Below are 16,331 nucleotides of genomic sequence, written 5' to 3' on the forward strand. Positions count from 1 at the left end.
AACCTCTACCAAACAAAGCAAAGGAGCGATGGTCATGAGTGACAGGCTGTTCAAGCTAGGGATTCATCCGATTAACTGGGTCGGCGAGGACGTTAGGGAGCATGGAGACGACACGACATTTGAGATGATTGTGAATGATATTGCGGCTTTGGGTCTGACAGGCACGGAGATGGGAAGGAAGTTCCCCAAGGATCAGGCAGTGTTGAAACGGGAGCTGGATGCGCGCGGCATTCAGCTAGTCTCCCAGTGGAAGTCGGTGCTGTTCTCCGATCCCGACTCTCGCAAGCAGGAGCTGGAGGATTACCGACGGCACGCGGAGTTTCTGGCTGGGTTCGGCAGCAAGGTCATCAGCACGGCGGAGGTCGGGGGATCGCTGCACTTCGATCCCCGCCGGACGCCGAATGAGAGCATCGTTCTCCGTCTGGATGACGCCGGATGGGAAAGCCTGGCGGAAGGACTGAACCAGGCTGGAGAGATTGCGGCAAGCTACGGCATGAAGCTGGCTTATCATCATCATGGCGGCACGGTTGTGGAGCAGCCGTACGAGATCGACCGGCTGATGTCCATGACGGACCCTTCGCTGGTGTCTCTCCTGTACGACACCGGTCATGCCTATTACGGAGGAAACGACCCGCTGGAGCTGTTACGCAAGCATTATGACCGGATCGCGTATATCCATCTGAAGGATATCCGGCTTGATGTGCTGGAACAGGCGCGCCTCGACAACTGCGATTTCGTAAGCTGCATCCGCAGGGGCGTGTTTACGGTTCCTGGCGACGGATGCATCGATTTTGCGCCGATTATCGGAGAGCTTGTTGATCGCGGCTATGACGGCTGGGCGATGCTGGAGGGTGAGCAGGATCCTGCGCTTCATCCGGCCAAGGAGTATGCTCAACGGGCGATTGAATACCTGGACGGCCTGGAGGACCTGACGAAGATGCAGGGCTGAAGACCAAGGCTCGAGGGTCGAGCCAGGCTCAAGGCGATGCAACTGAGTTCGAGGGTGGAATCGTAACATACTTATCGGACAAAAGTAAACTCATTCAAGTGCGGGCGGATCAAGCTGGGAGTGTCTACCGGTTGGAAGTACTCTGAACTGAAAGTATTACGAGAGCTGCAAGTGATTACGGCTATTGGCGAACGGAGTCATGAAATCATATGAATGCTCAGCCGCGGCTGATCTGATCAAGGAGGTTTATCCATGAGTGAAATCACGTTCAATAACGCAAAACCGATGGATTTTGTGGCAGTAGGGAGGCTGTGCATCGACCTGAATGCCAATGAGATTAACCGGCCGATGGAGGAAACGACCACGTTTACCAAATATGTCGGAGGATCACCCGCCAATATCTGTATCGGGATGGCGCGTTTGGGCCTGAATACAGGCTTCATCGGCAAGGTGGCAGACGATCAGATGGGGCGTTTTATTACAAAGTACCTCGAAGATAACCGGATTGCAACGAAGGGCGTGACAATCGATCGTACGGGAGCCGTAACGGGTCTGGCCTTTACCGAGATCAAGAGCCCGACCGACTGCAGCATTCTGATGTACCGCGACAACGCCGCGGATTTGCTGCTGGAGACGGGAGATGTGAGCGAGGAGCTGATCGCATCCGCCAAAATGGTACTGATCTCCGGCACCGCGCTCGCGGCCAGTCCTTCCCGGGAGGCCGTGTTTCTGGCTCTGGACTATGCCAAGCGCCACGGCGCCGTGATCGCGTTTGACCTCGATTACCGTCCGTACACATGGAAATCCCCGCAGGAGACGGCTACCTATTACAATTTAGCGGCGGAAACATGCGACATTATTCTCGGCACGCGCGAAGAGTTTGACATGATGGAGCAGTTCGGGGGCAATCCGGAGCGCAGCGATCGCATCACGGCGGCCAAATGGTTTGATTATAACGCCAAGATCGTGATTATCAAGCACGGCAAGGAAGGCTCCATCGCATATACCCCAGGCGGTGCCAGCCATACGGCTCGGAGCTTTCCGGCGAAGGTCATCAAGACGTTCGGGGCGGGGGATTCATACGCTGCCGGCTTTCTGTACGGCCTGATGCAGGGCTGGACCGTCGAGCGCTGCATGGAATTCGGCAGTGCGGCGGCTAGCATCGTCATCTCCAGCCACAGCTGCTCCGATGCGATGCCGACGAGCACGGCGGTTCACGATTATATCGAGCGCTGCAAGCGAGGCGAGATTACTGCCAATTCCTGAGTTTAGTCCATGGTTAGGATTTTATTGAGTTTTGTCATCACTGATATTTCGTGTTCTTAAGATTTCGCGTACTTAGGTTTTCGTGTTTAGAGATTAGACCTGTTTTTGAGATTCCCCATGTTCGTGAGACTACACACTTTCATTAGATTTCACCTATTCTTGTAATTTTGCCAATTCATCTTTTCTTACAGAGCAGAGTTTTCATTTTGTCAATGCTCGCAGATCCAATCGAAAGGGGCAAAACAGCCATGACGCAAACCCTGAGCAATTATATCGGGGGACAATTCGTTCCATCCCGATCCGAAACAACCGATCCCGTATACAATCCGGCAACGGAAGAGATTCTTGCTTACGTCCCGTTATCCACGAAAGAGGAAGTGGATGAGGCCGTGCAGGCAGCCGCCAAAGCGGGGCGTGCCTGGGCCAAGACGGCCGTTCCTCGCCGCGCGCGCATTCTGTTTAAGTATCAACAGCTGCTGGTGGAGCATTGGGAGGAGCTGGCGCGCCTGATTACGGCGGAGAACGGCAAAAGCTATGCAGAAGCCTACGGCGAAGTACAGCGCGGCATCGAATGCGTGGAGTTTGCCGCCGGTGCGCCTACGCTGATGATGGGCAAGCAGCTTCCCGACATCGCCACCAACCTGGAGTCCGGCATGTACCGGTATCCGATCGGCGTAGTGGCGGGAATCACACCGTTCAACTTCCCGATGATGGTACCGTGCTGGATGTTCCCGCTCGCCATCGCTTGCGGCAATGCGTTCGTGCTGAAGCCGTCGGAGCGCACGCCGCTCTTGGCACAGCGTCTGGCGGAGCTGTTCGCCGAAGCCGGTCTGCCGGACGGCGTCCTGAACGTCGTTCACGGCGCGCATGATGTGGTCAACGGCATTCTGGAACATCCCGGCATCGCTGCCGTATCCTTCGTTGGCTCCCAGCCGGTGGCGGAGTACGTGTACAAAACCGCTTCTTCCCACGGCAAGCGCGTGCAGGCTTTGGCGGGGGCGAAGAATCACAGCATCGTGATGCCGACTGCCGACTTGGATGGGGCCGTGACCCAGATCGTCAGCGCGGCCTTCGGTTCTGCCGGCGAGCGCTGTATGGCCTGCTCCGTCGTCGTGGCAGTGGGCGACGTGGCGGAACCGCTGATGGAGAAGCTGAAGCAGGCGGCCGATGAGATTACCATCGGCAATGGAGCGGACGAAGGTGTTTTCCTCGGGCCGGTGATTAGGCAAGCTCACAAGGAGCGCACGATCCGTTATATCGAGGCGGGGGAGCAGGAAGGTGCCAAGCTGGTGCGCGATGGACGAAGCGACGAGGCCGTGAGCGGTGACGGATATTTTGTCGGACCGACGATTTTTGATGAAGTGACCAGCGAGATGAAGATTTGGAAGGACGAAATTTTCGCCCCGGTGCTGTCCGTCATGCGTGCGGAATCGTTGGAGGAAGCGATTGAAATCTCCAACCGCTCGGACTTCGCGAATGGGGCCTGTCTGTTCACGCAGGACGGCAGCGATGTGCGCCAGTTCCGTGAGCATATCGAGGCCGGCATGCTGGGCGTCAACCTTGGCGTTCCTGCGCCGATGGCATTCTTTCCGTTCTCCGGCTGGAAAAACTCTTTCTATGGGGATCTGCATGCGAACGGAACGGACGGCGTGGAGTTCTATACCCGAAAGAAGATGGTGACGGCGCGCTGGTAGCCCTTAAGCAGAGGAGACGTTCATATGAAAACCATTAAAATCGGAATCATCGGTGCCGGACGAATCGGCAAAATTCATGCGGATCATCTGCTGGGCATGCCCGGCGCGGAAATTGCGGCCATCGGCGACTTGTTCGCAGGCGACGAGCTGCAGGCCTGGGCCGTGGAACGCGGCATTCCTATGGTTACCACTAATAGTAACGATATCATGGAGCATCCGGATATCGATGCCGTGTTGATCTGCTCCTCGACGGATACGCATGTCCCGCTGATCAAGCAGGCCGCGGCGAACGGCAAGCATATTTTCTGCGAGAAGCCGGTCAGCATGAGCGTGGATCAGACCCGCGAGGCGCTGGCGGCCGTGAAAGCGGCCGGTGTAAGTCTGCAGATCGGCTTCAATCGTCGGTTTGACCACAACTTCAGCCGGGTACGGGAGATTGTGTCCGAGGGAAGAATCGGGAAACCGCATCTGATCAAGATCACCTCGCGCGATCCAAACCCGCCGCATCCGGATTACATTAAAGTGTCCGGCGGGCTGTTTATGGATATGGCCATTCATGATTTCGACATCGCTCGTTATCTATCGGGCAGCGAGGTCGTCGAAGTGTACGCCCAGGGAGCGGTATTGGTGGACCCTGCTATCGGGGAGCTGGGCGACATCGACACCGCCCTCACAACGCTGCGGTTTGAAAGCGGTGCGCTTGGCGTCATCGACAACAGCCGCAAGGCCGTCTACGGTTATGATCAGCGGATCGAGGTGTTTGGCTCCGGAGGCAGCGTATCCGCCGATAACGACTATCCAAGCACCGCTGTTATCAGCGGTCCGGACGGCGTCACCCGCGATAAACCGCTGTATTTCTTCCTGGAGCGGTACAAGGAAGCGTACATGAACGAGACACGGCAATTTATCGACAGCTTGCAAAACGGGACGCCGGTGCCGGTCAGCGGCCATGACGGCCTTCAGGCGGAGCTGATCGCCCTGGCGGCTAAGCGCTCGCTGCAGCAAGGCCGCCCGGTGAAGCTGGTCGAGCTCACCACCGGCATATCGGCAGGCTAAACCCGAAAAAGGGTAGCCGTCGGAGCTTCATCATTTCCAGAGCAGAACCATAAAGGAGGAACACCATGCCGAACTTAATTGTACCCATTACGAAGCCGGACCTGGACGGGCGCGTGCTATCCATTACGCCGCAAAGCGCAGGCTGGGTATATGTGGGCTTTGAAGTTTTCCGTTTAAGGGAAGGACAGACGCTGAACCGCGCCACGGGAGATCAGGAAGCAGCTCTTGTTCTGCTGACCGGGCGAGCCGACGTGAAGGCCGGGGGAGAGAGCTGGGACAACATTGGCAAGCGCATGAGCGTGTTTGAGAAGACGCCTCCCTATACGGTTTATGTACCTGCACACAAACAGTACGAGGTCACGGCACGAACCGAGGTGGAACTGGCAGTGTGCCTGGCCCCTGGGAAAGGCACTCATCAGGCCCGACTCATTGCACCGGAGGATGTCGGCGTGGAGAACCGCGGGAGCGGGAGCATGTCGCGTCTGGTGCATAACATTTTGCCGGAGCAAAAGCCGGCGGACAGCCTATTGGTGGTCGAGGTGTTTACGGACGGGGGGAACTGGTCCAGCTACCCGCCGCACAAGCATGACCGCGACGAGCTGCCGGAGGAATCGCTGCTGGAGGAAACCTACTACTTCCGGGTTCAGCCGGAGTGCGGTTTTGCCGTGCAGCGGGTTTACACCGATGACCGTTCGCTGGATGAAACGATGGCGGTCAAAGACGGCGAGGCCGTTATGGTGCCCGAAGGCTACCATCCGGTATCCGCGCCTCCCGGGTATGATGTGTATTACTTGAACGTCATGGCGGGGCCGAAGCGAATATGGAAATTCCGCAATGATCCGGATCATGATTGGCTTATGAGATAAAAGTGTCCGAAGGCTGCATTAAGGGTAAGACGGTCTTGCGCTAAATGAGTTGAAAGCTCATAATAAATTGAAATGCCAAAATTAAACAAATGGAGCACAAGGGATGATAAGAGCGACTATTTATGACGTTGCGCGTGAAGCCGGCGTCTCCATTGCTACCGTCTCTCATGTCATGAACGGCAAGGGCAAGATCAGTCGTGAACGGCGTGAGGAGATTCTGGATATCATGCAGCGCCTGAATTATCGACCGAACGCGATTGCCTCAGCCCTTGCAGGCAAAAAAACCTATACCCTGGGATTGCTCGTCCCCGACATCTCCAACCCGTTTTTCGCCGAGATTGCACGCTCGGTCGAGGATCATGGGCATCAGCTTGGATACAGCGTGATCATCTGCAGCACGGACAACCAGGAAGAGAAGGTAAAGCGCTATGTTAGTCTGCTGAGACAAAAGCAGGTGGACGGCGTTATTATCGGTACGGGTATATCCCATGGTGAGCTGCTTAAGCCGCTTCAGGAGCATTCGCTGGCTATAGCGCTTATCGCCCGGGACAATCCGGTACTTGGCGCCAGCAGCGTCCGGGTTCATGATTTGGAAGGGGGGCGACTGGCTGCCGAGCATCTGCTTTGTCTCGGTCACCGCAGGCTGGCGGTACTAGCCGAGCATGAACGGGTGACGAGCAGCAATGAGCGGGTAAGGGGATTTGTCGAAGCTGCCGCCTCGCTCGGTTTGGGGCCTTCTCCCGACTATATTGCAGCCTGTGACCATAAGATCGAGGATGGATATCGCCGAGCCAAAGCTATGCTGGAGCTGGAGGAACGGCCTACGGCGCTGTTTTGCTGCAACGACCTGCTGGCGATCGGCGCCCTTCAGGCGATCCGCGAGCTCGGGCTGCGCGTTCCGGAGGACTGTTCGGTCGTCAGCTTTGACGATACGATCCTGGCCCGGGTAACCGATCCGCCGCTCACCGTTATTGCCCAGCCGATGGAACAGATGGGTCGACTGGCGGTGGATCTAGTGGTCAGGAATCTGTCCAGCCAGGGAGAGCCTGCACAGCGGATTGTGCTCCCTCCGGAGCTGATCATCCGCCGATCCACGGCCCCGCTGCCGGCATAAAATTTTGGGAGATTTATGGTCCACTAAGGAATCATTTTGCACGTGAAACGGGCTATAGAGTCGTTATAAAGGGGGGGTGGCCGTCTATTTGCTGCTGATCTGCTGAATAACGTCTCTTAAGTCCGTCTTTTATTTAGAACCTCATTCGCTTACATAAGTTGCTTTAGATCCGAAAGGTACACTTCGAGACACCAATCAGCAACCATTATGGGTCTGAATGATTCGCATGTTTTGAGGTTTTGCGGAACGCTGCGGGTGCCATCCCTTTGTACTTATGAAATGCTTTACTGAAGTGAAATTCATCATGGTACCCGCATGCGTTGGCGATGAACCTCAGCGTATACGACGTGTATGCCAAGTAACGCTCTGCATGCCGCATACGGATGTCGGTCAGGTAGTCCTTGGGAGAAACATGTAGATGCTTCATGAACAGCTTTCGCAAATACGACTCCGAAATGGCATGTCTCTTCGCTAATGCTCCAATATGAAGCGGATCGGCGTAATGGTCCTCGATGTCTGATTTAATCCGTTGGTATGCCTCATATGCGGGCTCTATGAAAGGCGGCTTGTTCTGCTGATGTAATCTGGCGATCAGCCTTAGTAGAAGGGCGCTGCTCTCCAGCTCACTCTCCGTATTCCCGGGAACCCAAGTCGTTGTCAACTCGCTGAAAGCATGGTCCATCCCGATGGCCTTCTCGCCTAGATAATGAGCCATAAATGGGATTTCAAGCCGCTGAACGCTTTGAGGGAACTGCCATTGAGACCGGCAATGATGAAGGCTGCAGCATTCAAACAGCACCATGCTAATGGTAAGAGGAGTTTCCGGCGCGCTCTTCATCCGCATCTGCAGGCCTGGTTCCATGTAAAACAGCATGCCTTGACTTACCGGATATGCTTGATCCGTATGGAAGATCCCGCTGCCTTCATGGATCCAGTAGAAACTGTGCACGGCCGTGTTATTACGGATATCCGACCAATCGGAAGAGGTTGTCTTCCGGAAGGTCCAGTTGATCCTTACGACCAAATCTCGTGCTTCGTACAATGCAGTTCAGCCTCCCATTCGATAGGCGATATATTAAAAGAATAACTCAGGATCACGATATTCGCTAGAACACCAGGAGCGATTTTTACATGTTTTGTATCGGCTTTTCTATGGAATACGCCGTTACAATAATCTAGTGTTATACCTATCCGGACTTGGGGGAAACCTCAAAGCCGCATGATGGATAGGAGGAGAAGAGATGCTGCGATTATTTGATACCCACCACATTCGAACGTGCAAGGAACTGGAGGGTCTATGGGAGTTTGCACCGGCAGCCAGCATGGGGGAGCGACCTGCAAGCTACAATGACAAGCTGCCTGTTCCCGGTTGCTGGGAGATGCACCCACGCTTTGGGAACTATAGGGGAGTCGGGGTATATCGCAAAATGATCTCGCTGTCTCGGAAAACCAATTTGCGAATCGAATTTAAAGGGGTCAGCCATACGGCGCATGTCTATTTCAACGGGGAATTGGCGGTTCGTCATTATAATGCCTATACCGCCTTTGACATGATCATCCCGGAAGTTCAAGCCGGTGAACATGAACTGCTGGTGTACGTGGATAATTCCTTCAACGAAGAATCGGCCCTTCATGTTCCTAATGATTACTATACGTACGGCGGCATCATTCGACCGGTTGCCCTGGAAGAGATAAGCGATTTATACATTGAAAACGTCATGTTCACTCCATATCAACAGGACGGGGTTTGGCACGGTTCTTGGAAGGTAGTGATCCGAAACATTGGAAACCTTGTGAAGAAAGGATCACTCCGCGGTACGCTGGCTGAGGTCGAGGAACCGCTCGGAAGCTTTGAAGCGAAGCCAGGCGAGCGGGTCGAAATCATAACCGCCGTATCCTATCCAGGCATATTGGAATGGTCGCTGGACGACCCGAATTTGTATGTACTGCAAGCGGTACTTGCCGTTGATGATACCGATTGCGATGATTGGCTGGACCGCGTAGGCTTTCGTGAGGTAACCACGCATAACGGAAAAATCCAATTGAACGGCCAGGAGCTCGTATTCAAAGGCGTTAACCGGCATGAGGATCATCCCATGGCCGGTTCCTCGCTTCCTCTGCCACTCATGGTAAAAGATCTGGACCTCATTACAGATCTTGGGTGTAACTCCGTTCGAACGAGCCATTATCCGAACGATGAGCGATTTCTCGATCTATGCGATGAACGAGGTATTGCGGTGTGGGAAGAAAATCACGCCCGCGGCTTGAGTCTGGAGCAGATGTTGCACCCGAATTTCGGTTGGCAAAGCGAGCAGGTGACTCGTGAAATGGTGCAGCAGCATTTTAACCATCCGTCCATCCTTATATGGGCCATTCTGAATGAATGCGCCAGTCACACTGAAGAGGGGAGAGCTCACTACGAGAAGCAGCTGACCATCATTCGGGAGCTTGATCCAAGCAGGCCCCGGTCCTTCGCTTCCCATCATCGGGAACAGGAGAAATGTTTTGACTTGGCGGAAATCGTGTCGTTCAATCTCTATCCAGGCTGGTATACCGACGAGAATCCGGGGGAACTGGCGGATCTGGCTAGGGGGTGGGCTGATGCGCTTGGCGGAGAAGGAAAACCCATGATCATAAGTGAATTCGGAGGGGACGGGTTCTACGGATTCCGCAGTCCGAATCGGGAGAAAGGCTCCGAGGAGCGTCAGGCCGATATTATCGCGGGTAATCTGAAGGCATACATGGAGCGTGAATACATTTCCGGCATGTTCATATGGCAATTCAGCGATTGCCGAGTGACGGAAGGGCTTGGCTGGCTGCTGAATCGTTCATGTACGCGGAACAGCAAGGGCATCGTGGATGAATATCGTCGTCCGAAGCTGGCGTATGAAACCGTTCGACGAATCTTTTCGGGGGGAACCCCATAATATTTGACTGAGTGGTACATAAACCCTATACTTTTAGGTAACACGATTATGTTCAAAAGGGATGAGGGGAATGACCACGAACGGAAGACCACGTGAGTTCAAGAAAGATGCGGTCATTGATGCGGCCATGGACGTATTCTGGTCCAAGGGTTATGAAGCGAGTTCTACGCATGAGCTGTGCGAGAAGACAGGGCTGGGTAAAGGGAGCCTGTACAATGCGTTCGGCAGCAAAAATGAGTTATTCGAGCAGGTGCTTCAACGTTACAATGATGAAGGATTGGAGATATCCAGAGAGATTTTGGGCCGCTCCATCCCGGTTAAGGAAAGGCTGCGCGCCTTGTTTGAATGGGCGATCGGCATGGATTTTTCAGACCCGAATCACCGCGGCTGTATGGCGGTTAATATCAGCATGGAACGAGCGGGGCGGGACCCGATGGTTGAACGGATATTCGGGCAGTATATTTATGATCTCGAGGAAGACTTGATCAGCGTGATGGAAGAGGCGGTTCAATCGGGGGAGATTCCGGCTGAACGCTCTGCGAAGCAGCTGGCCAGCGTATTCTTAAGCAGCTACTATGGACTGCGGGTGATGAACTCCGCTACGATGAATCGCGAGCTGGCCGATCGAATCGTCGAAAGTACACTCGACGCTATTTTCTAGAATGTAGATTAAATTAATCGATATTAATGAAAAGGCCGCACCCAAAGGTGGTTCAAACCTACCTTCGGAGACGGCCTTTGGCTTTTCTATTGAATAGCGCAAGTAAACGAATATGTCACTTGAGATCGTAGCCTTTAAGCTAAGGACAGCATTTGTTCACCGAAATTTGCATCTTCCAGCAATGGGCGGCCGATGGCTATCATATCTGCCATCTCATCTGCTAGAATGAAATTGGCGAACGCTGGGGTGCGGATATTGCCGACCGCGATCACCGGTATTTTTACATATTGTTTGATCACCGCAGCATAAGGTGTTTGGTAGCCTTCCGGTGTGGCTAAAGGTGCCGCAGGAACGAGACCCCCCGAAGAAACATGCACGGCATCCAGTTCGGATTCCAGGTACGTCAAGGCGAGCGCAACTTCTGCTGGTGTCAGGCCGCCATCGGCGAAGTCGGATGCAGAAACCCGCAATTGCACCGGGTAGTTGATCCCTACTTCGGTTCGGATGGCGCCCAGAATTTCTTGGATCAATCGGACTCTGTTTTCCAGGCTTCCTCCATACGCGTCCGTTCGCCGATTCGACAGCGGAGAGAGAAATTGATGGAGCAGATGCCCGTGGGCGGCATGAAGCTCGATTCCATCAAAACCGGCCTGCAGGCTTCGACGGGCTGCCATCCGAAACTGGTCGATGACTGCGTGAATGTCCGCTTGGGACATCGTTTGGGGCAGTCCATACTCATCATCGTAGGCAATCGAACTAGGGGCTAACCTTTTTTCGGTGACGGTGGGCCATCCTTTTCTACCGGCGTGGGTCAATTGGATGAAGATCGGCGTTCCTTTCGCATGGACGGCATCGACAATCCTGCGTAGGGGAGCAGTATGCTGCTCAGTATATATCCCGATATCGTCCGGGAACAGCCGGCCATTTGCAGACACGACGGTAGATTCGATAATGATCAAACTGACATGTTCCGCCCGTTCACTGTAAAACTTCACATGGTAATCCGTTGCATAAGAATCCGGCGTTCCTTGATGTTGCTGCATAGGAGCCATGATCATTCGGTTCTTCAATTGTACCGTTCCGATTTGTATGGGATCGTGCAGGGTGATTGTCATTGTATATTCCTCCTTGAATGAATGATTGTTAACCTAGTTCCATTGTATAAATCGGAGCCCTATAGTTACAGGTTAAACTCAAGGCATCCCTACCGTATTACTTTGAATTTATAGCGATTTCGTGCATTCGACTTTGAAATTGAATTTGGGTAAGGCAGAGGAGTGTAAACATGGATCAGATCGATCTTCAAATCTTGGAGCTATTAAAACATAATGCAAGAATCTCCTTCTCCGAATTGGGAAGAAAGGTCAATATGACGCAGCCTGCGGTATCCGAACGCGTGAAGCGTCTGGAGGAGAAGGGCGTAATTACGGGGTATCGTGCGGTTCTATCTCCTGACAAAATGGGGAAGGGTGTAACGGCCTTCATCCTGATTCAAGCCAGCCATTGTGACCGGCTGACGGCATTCGCCAAACAGTCGCAGGAGGTCGCCGAGATTTACCAAGTCAGCGGGCAATACAATTTTCTTATGAAAATCGAGACAGCTTCCATGAAGTCGCTTGAAACCTTCATTTATCAGTGCAGCGAGTACGGCCATACCACGACGATGACGGTTCTCTCCATGCCTCTGGACCAACAAGCATAAGAACATCCGCCGGGGATAAGACTGTTTCACGATCTGGACCAGATTGGCGGCAGGAGGCGTTGTAAGAAAAACCGTTAACTCAGCAACCAAAACCATCAACTAAAATCATCAACCCGTTCAATTTGCGTTTTGAACGGGTTGATGGTTTGTCTACGTTATTTTTCTACTGTCATCTGCTCACCGATTTCAAGTATGATCCGTGCGCTTAATCTGTGTTCTTACGCTTCTCGGCCTCCAGTTAATCATGAGAACCAGCTGATCCCTCATATAAGGGACGGAATAGTGGAAATTGTTCTCGATCCAGTGGAATACCAGGCCGATTAAGGCGTGCATGTTGTAGATGATGAGAAGCTCATGATTTAGCTCTTCGTTTGGATAGTCCAAGTCCTCCAAGGCGATTTGCTTTAATGCCGAGAACATTTTATCCCGGACTAACGGCAGCACATCGCTTTTGAACAGCGACGTATACACGCCGGCATTCTGATGAATATGATCAAATATTTTTACCGCATTGGCGGGCAGCTCTTCGATATGAAATACGTCGACTTCCCCGTAAGGAGCCCTGAAGGAAGCGATCAGTTCCTCCATTAAAGGAGTCAGGATATCATCCAGAAGAGCCTCTTTGTTGTCGTAGTGGGTATAAAAGGTTCCTCGATTGTAATTGGCTAGCTCCACGATTTCCGTAATGGAAATGCTGGAGAAGCTCTTCTGGGAGAGGAGTGATAGGAGCGCTTGCTTTAAAGCTTCTTTGCTGCGGACGATGCGACGATCGGTCATTTTATTGCTTGTTTGCATAGATTCGATTCCTTTCGGTTAAAAATATAACGAATTTAATAGTTAAAATATAAACAATTTTATGCTTTTTGTTCGGTATCGTACATTTCCACGTTTTTTAATGATTGTGACCTAAATCATACTACGATTATACTAGAATAGACATATGTCGTGTATTGTACAGCTGTTGAATGTTGTCCCTGATTTCCAAAATGATATCACAACCAATAATGGGGGTATGGAACATGAGATTATCTGGTAAAGTTGCGATTGTTACAGGTGCCGCTTCCGGTATGGGAAAAGCGACAGCGGAACTGTTTGCTGCCGAAGGCGCAAAAGTTGTCGTGTCTGACTTACGTCTTGAGGCGGCTCAGGCCGTTGTTGACGGAATTACAGCGAAAGGCGGCACGGCCCTGGCACTGGCAGCGAATGTGGCCAAGGAAGAAGAAGTGCAGCAGCTGGTGGATGCCACCGTTAATGAATATGGAACGCTTGATATTTTGATCAACAATGCCGGCATTATGGACAACTTCGTACCGGCTGCAGATGTAACGGATGAGTTGTGGGATCGCGTATTTGCCATTAATACAACCGGACCGATGAGAACCATTCGTAAATCGTTGCCCATCTTCCTGGAGAAGAAGAGCGGAGTCATTGTCAACATTGCTTCTGCTGGAGGTCTTATGGGATCCAGAGCAGGTGCAGCGTATACGGCGGCTAAACATGCCGTTGTCGGATTGACCAAAAATGTCGGTTTTCAATATGCAACGCAGGGAATCCGGTGTAATGCGGTTGCCCCAGGTGCTGTTAGCACCAATATCAGCACCACCATCAACGCGCCGAATTCGTTTGGCATGGAAAGAGCGATGGCTGGAATGAACTTGAACCCGCGGGCAGGCGAACCGGAAGAGATCGCGAAGGTGGTATTGTTCCTCGCTTCCGATGAAGCCAGCTTTGTAAACGGTACGGTGGTTACAGCCGATGCAGGCTGGACGGCATATTAATAAGCAATCACTAGCTCAAGGGCTTTCTAAAGGACCTCTCCTTTAGGAAGCCTTTTTTTAAGGCAGCATGAGGGTTGAAACTTCTCCAACTCATAATAAACCTTTCCCATTCTACACAACCTAAATCCGTCTACTGACGGATATGCCCATGCTTACATAGGTTATTCTTCTCGAGGAAGGAGCAGATGCATTGTGGAAATATTTCTTATGGTACTTATTTTTCTCGTCCTTGTCGGTATTTCCAACATCATCAATCGATTTCTGCCATTCATTCCTGTCCCGTTGATCCAGATTGCGCTTGGGATCGGGGCCGCCTATATCCGCGGTTTCCATCACGTGCCGCTGAATCCGGAATTGTTCATGGTCCTGTTTATCGCACCGCTCTTGTTTAATGACGGGAAGCTGACCCCGCGGAGCGAGTTATGGAAGCTCAGGTCCAATATTCTGCTGCTGGCGCTAGGCCTCGTATTTGCAACGGTTCTGATCGCGGGACCTTTCATTCATTGGCTTATTCCGAGCCTACCGTTATCGGCTGCCTTTGCGTTGGCGGCAATACTGTCGCCTACCGATGCGGTTGCGGTGGGCTCCCTGTCAGGCAGGGTGAAGCTGCCGGGAAAAATCATGCATTTACTTGAAGGCGAAGCGCTCATGAATGATGCGTCCGGTCTCGTGGCATTTAATTTTGCGATTGCGGCTACAGTGACGGGTTATTTTTCTTTAACGAATGCGATCGGCAGTTTTTTTGTCATTGCGGTTGGAGGCATCGTTGTCGGGGCGCTTCTAGGATTTCTTGTGATCTGGTTCAGAATGCTGCTGCGCCGGCTCGGAATGGAGGATGTCACGCTTCATATGCTGATCATCATTCTGACGCCATTCATTATCTATCTCATAGCCGAAGAATTTCATCTATCCGGGATTCTGGCTGTCGTTGCGGCGGGTGTTACCCACGCTGTGGAGAGGGATCGTATGCGATCGGCATCCATTAAGCTTAGAGTTGTATCAGACAGCACCTGGTCCGTCATTCTGTTCACATTAAACGGGCTGGTGTTCCTTCTACTCGGGCATGAAATCCCGGGGGTTGTCAATCAAATATGGAGTGACCCTGCCTATAACAATGGACAAGTCGTCGGTTATATATTGCTGATTACGGCTGTACTGATATTGCTGCGCTTCGTATGGGTATGGGCTTCAACGAACCGTCAGTTCAAATCTTCCCTGCTGACTGCACTATCGGGCGTACGGGGGGCATTGACGCTGGCCGCGGCTTTCTCCATTCCGCTCACCCTTGCGGATCATCGTCCTTTTCCAGAGCGAAGCTTAATGTTATTTATCTGCGCGGGCGTCATCCTCTTAACGCTGGTCATCGCAAGTGCTCTGCTTCCGCTGTTGACACGTGAGAAACATGCGGATTCGGCTGTGGCCATCGATCGCGAGAAAGAAGCGCGGCTTCATATGCTGCAAGCGGGAATACGAACCGTGCGGGAAGAGATGACGGATGAAAACAGGGAGGAAGCGGTTCAGCTCATCTATGCGTATACCAAGCGGCTTCAGCAATCTCAAATCACGGATAAAAACGACATGCGAGCGTTCTGGGAAGCCACGATCGCAGTCAGAAAAATCGGACTTACTGCGGAACGGAACGTTGCAGAAATATGGCTTAAGGAAGATAAAGCTTCTGCAAGGGTCGCGGAGCAGTTCCTTTCCTCGCTGAACAAAGTCGAGATGCTGCTTACCAGCCGATATAAGTTCAAGCTGCTCACGAAGACTGTATGGCGGAAAATGAAGCGCCTGTTGAAAAAAAACGAGGCCAAAGAAACGCCGATGTCTCCGGATCATCCGAATTGGGACATGTATAAGGCATTGAAGCTGGCGGCAATTCGTGCAGCGATACATGAGATCCAAGCAGTGAAACCGGCGCCGAGGCAGGAAATCCTGCAAGCGGTTATTGCAGACTACCGTGCAATGGAGCATTTTCTTCAGAATGATCGTGTATGGAGCCGAAGAAAGCAGAAGCTTAGCAGTGAACGCAGAGAACTGGAACTAAAAGCCATTCAGTCCGAGCGAAACGAGATCCAAAACATGTTCGAACAGGGCGATATTGACCGGGCATTAGCGAGCCATTTAAGAATGGATGTGAATTACCGTGAGGCGAATTTGTATGAGTCTCAAGCCTTGGTTGAAGACGAGGGCCATTAGACGATGGTCCTTGTTGTTCTTGATGGAGTGTCAGGTTTACGTTACAATAATGAAAAGCTTGATGGGAACCACAGCTAAAGCAGCAGAATACTTATTAAAGGCAATTCCAATCTTAAAGGGGG

The 16,331-nt window shown here is 52.4% G+C and carries 14 protein-coding genes; 11 read left to right on the forward strand and 3 right to left on the reverse strand.

All coding sequences use genetic code 11. The annotated features are described in order from the left end of the window. Positions 1–34 precede the first annotated feature (34 nt). The 6 genes from iolE to ACETK5_RS09275 all read left to right on the forward strand — a co-directional run bounded on the left by iolE (position 35) and on the right by ACETK5_RS09275 (position 6,945). Positions 35–949: a myo-inosose-2 dehydratase gene (gene iolE, locus ACETK5_RS09250; RefSeq protein WP_394055224.1), complete on the forward strand. Its 915-nt coding sequence runs from the start codon at positions 35–37 to the stop codon at positions 947–949. A gap of 252 nt (positions 950–1,201) precedes the next feature. Next, positions 1,202–2,215 carry a 5-dehydro-2-deoxygluconokinase gene (iolC, locus tag ACETK5_RS09255; protein ID WP_394055226.1) on the forward strand — a complete coding sequence of 338 codons (1,014 nt, stop codon included), beginning with the start codon at positions 1,202–1,204 and terminating at the stop codon, positions 2,213–2,215. 248 nt (positions 2,216–2,463) lie between these two features. Continuing rightward, complete coding sequence (locus ACETK5_RS09260; RefSeq protein ID WP_326113288.1) at positions 2,464–3,909, forward strand: CoA-acylating methylmalonate-semialdehyde dehydrogenase; 1,446 nt, start codon at positions 2,464–2,466, stop codon at positions 3,907–3,909. Positions 3,910–3,933: 24 nt separating this feature from the next. Then, entirely contained in the window at positions 3,934–4,965 is a 1,032-nt protein-coding gene (gene iolG / locus ACETK5_RS09265; protein WP_394055227.1) for an inositol 2-dehydrogenase, read from the forward strand. Positions 4,966–5,030: 65 nt separating this feature from the next. Further along, complete coding sequence (gene iolB, locus ACETK5_RS09270) at positions 5,031–5,831, forward strand: 5-deoxy-glucuronate isomerase (RefSeq protein WP_100537648.1); 801 nt, start codon at positions 5,031–5,033, stop codon at positions 5,829–5,831. A gap of 103 nt (positions 5,832–5,934) precedes the next feature. Then, the gene (locus ACETK5_RS09275) at positions 5,935–6,945 is read left to right on the forward strand and encodes a LacI family DNA-binding transcriptional regulator (protein WP_394055229.1); all 1,011 of its coding nucleotides are present in this window, start codon (positions 5,935–5,937) and stop codon (positions 6,943–6,945) included. Positions 6,946–7,150: 205 nt separating this feature from the next. Here the strand turns inward: ACETK5_RS09275 and ACETK5_RS09280 are convergent, their stop codons facing one another. Further along, positions 7,151–7,987, reverse strand: a complete 837-nt coding sequence (locus ACETK5_RS09280) for a helix-turn-helix transcriptional regulator (RefSeq protein ID WP_326118337.1) — start codon at positions 7,985–7,987, stop codon at positions 7,151–7,153. Positions 7,988–8,186: 199 nt separating this feature from the next. Here ACETK5_RS09280 and ACETK5_RS09285 point away from each other — a divergent pair, with 199 nt between their 5' ends. Beyond that, positions 8,187–9,872 (forward strand): glycoside hydrolase family 2 protein, encoded by a 1,686-nt coding sequence (locus ACETK5_RS09285; protein WP_394055231.1) that lies wholly within the window; start codon positions 8,187–8,189, stop codon positions 9,870–9,872. Positions 9,873–9,942: 70 nt separating this feature from the next. Continuing rightward, complete coding sequence (locus ACETK5_RS09290) at positions 9,943–10,533, forward strand: TetR/AcrR family transcriptional regulator (protein ID WP_394055233.1); 591 nt, start codon at positions 9,943–9,945, stop codon at positions 10,531–10,533. Between the two features lie 134 nt (positions 10,534–10,667). Here ACETK5_RS09290 and ACETK5_RS09295 read toward each other — a convergent pair whose 3' ends face one another. Then, a complete protein-coding gene (locus ACETK5_RS09295) occupies positions 10,668–11,648 on the reverse strand; it encodes an oxidoreductase (protein WP_394055235.1) in 981 nt (326 codons plus the stop codon). 170 nt (positions 11,649–11,818) lie between these two features. Here ACETK5_RS09295 and ACETK5_RS09300 point away from each other — a divergent pair, with 170 nt between their 5' ends. Then, positions 11,819–12,235 carry an Lrp/AsnC family transcriptional regulator gene (locus ACETK5_RS09300; protein WP_326113296.1) on the forward strand — a complete coding sequence of 139 codons (417 nt, stop codon included), beginning with the start codon at positions 11,819–11,821 and terminating at the stop codon, positions 12,233–12,235. A gap of 186 nt (positions 12,236–12,421) precedes the next feature. Here ACETK5_RS09300 and ACETK5_RS09305 read toward each other — a convergent pair whose 3' ends face one another. Then, the gene (locus ACETK5_RS09305; RefSeq protein ID WP_394055237.1) at positions 12,422–13,030 is read right to left on the reverse strand and encodes a TetR/AcrR family transcriptional regulator; all 609 of its coding nucleotides are present in this window, start codon (positions 13,028–13,030) and stop codon (positions 12,422–12,424) included. 224 nt (positions 13,031–13,254) lie between these two features. On the opposite strand from ACETK5_RS09305, the gene ACETK5_RS09310 reads away from it, so the two are divergent. Together ACETK5_RS09310 and ACETK5_RS09315 are read left to right on the forward strand one after the other, a co-directional pair. Next, entirely contained in the window at positions 13,255–14,013 is a 759-nt protein-coding gene (locus tag ACETK5_RS09310) for an SDR family oxidoreductase (protein WP_326113297.1), read from the forward strand. Positions 14,014–14,205: 192 nt separating this feature from the next. Next, positions 14,206–16,209, forward strand: a complete 2,004-nt coding sequence (locus ACETK5_RS09315; RefSeq protein WP_100537640.1) for a Na+/H+ antiporter — start codon at positions 14,206–14,208, stop codon at positions 16,207–16,209. Positions 16,210–16,331: the final 122 nt, after the last annotated feature.

The sequence above is a fragment of the Paenibacillus ilasis genome, from assembly GCF_043195395.1.
GTDB classification, from domain to species: domain Bacteria; phylum Bacillota; class Bacilli; order Paenibacillales; family Paenibacillaceae; genus Paenibacillus_AQ; species Paenibacillus_AQ lautus.

Coding starts and splice junctions, on each gene's coding strand:
- iolE (WP_394055224.1), top strand. CDS start 35: ATGAGTGACAGGCTGTTCAAGCTAGGGATTCATCCGATTAACTGGGTC.
- iolC (WP_394055226.1), top strand. CDS start 1,202: ATGAGTGAAATCACGTTCAATAACGCAAAACCGATGGATTTTGTGGCA.
- ACETK5_RS09260 (WP_326113288.1), top strand. CDS start 2,464: ATGACGCAAACCCTGAGCAATTATATCGGGGGACAATTCGTTCCATCC.
- iolG (WP_394055227.1), top strand. CDS start 3,934: ATGAAAACCATTAAAATCGGAATCATCGGTGCCGGACGAATCGGCAAA.
- iolB (WP_100537648.1), top strand. CDS start 5,031: ATGCCGAACTTAATTGTACCCATTACGAAGCCGGACCTGGACGGGCGC.
- ACETK5_RS09275 (WP_394055229.1), top strand. CDS start 5,935: ATGATAAGAGCGACTATTTATGACGTTGCGCGTGAAGCCGGCGTCTCC.
- ACETK5_RS09285 (WP_394055231.1), top strand. CDS start 8,187: ATGCTGCGATTATTTGATACCCACCACATTCGAACGTGCAAGGAACTG.
- ACETK5_RS09290 (WP_394055233.1), top strand. CDS start 9,943: ATGACCACGAACGGAAGACCACGTGAGTTCAAGAAAGATGCGGTCATT.
- ACETK5_RS09295 (WP_394055235.1), bottom strand. CDS start 11,648: ATGACAATCACCCTGCACGATCCCATACAAATCGGAACGGTACAATTG.
- ACETK5_RS09300 (WP_326113296.1), top strand. CDS start 11,819: ATGGATCAGATCGATCTTCAAATCTTGGAGCTATTAAAACATAATGCA.
- ACETK5_RS09305 (WP_394055237.1), bottom strand. CDS start 13,030: ATGCAAACAAGCAATAAAATGACCGATCGTCGCATCGTCCGCAGCAAA.
- ACETK5_RS09310 (WP_326113297.1), top strand. CDS start 13,255: ATGAGATTATCTGGTAAAGTTGCGATTGTTACAGGTGCCGCTTCCGGT.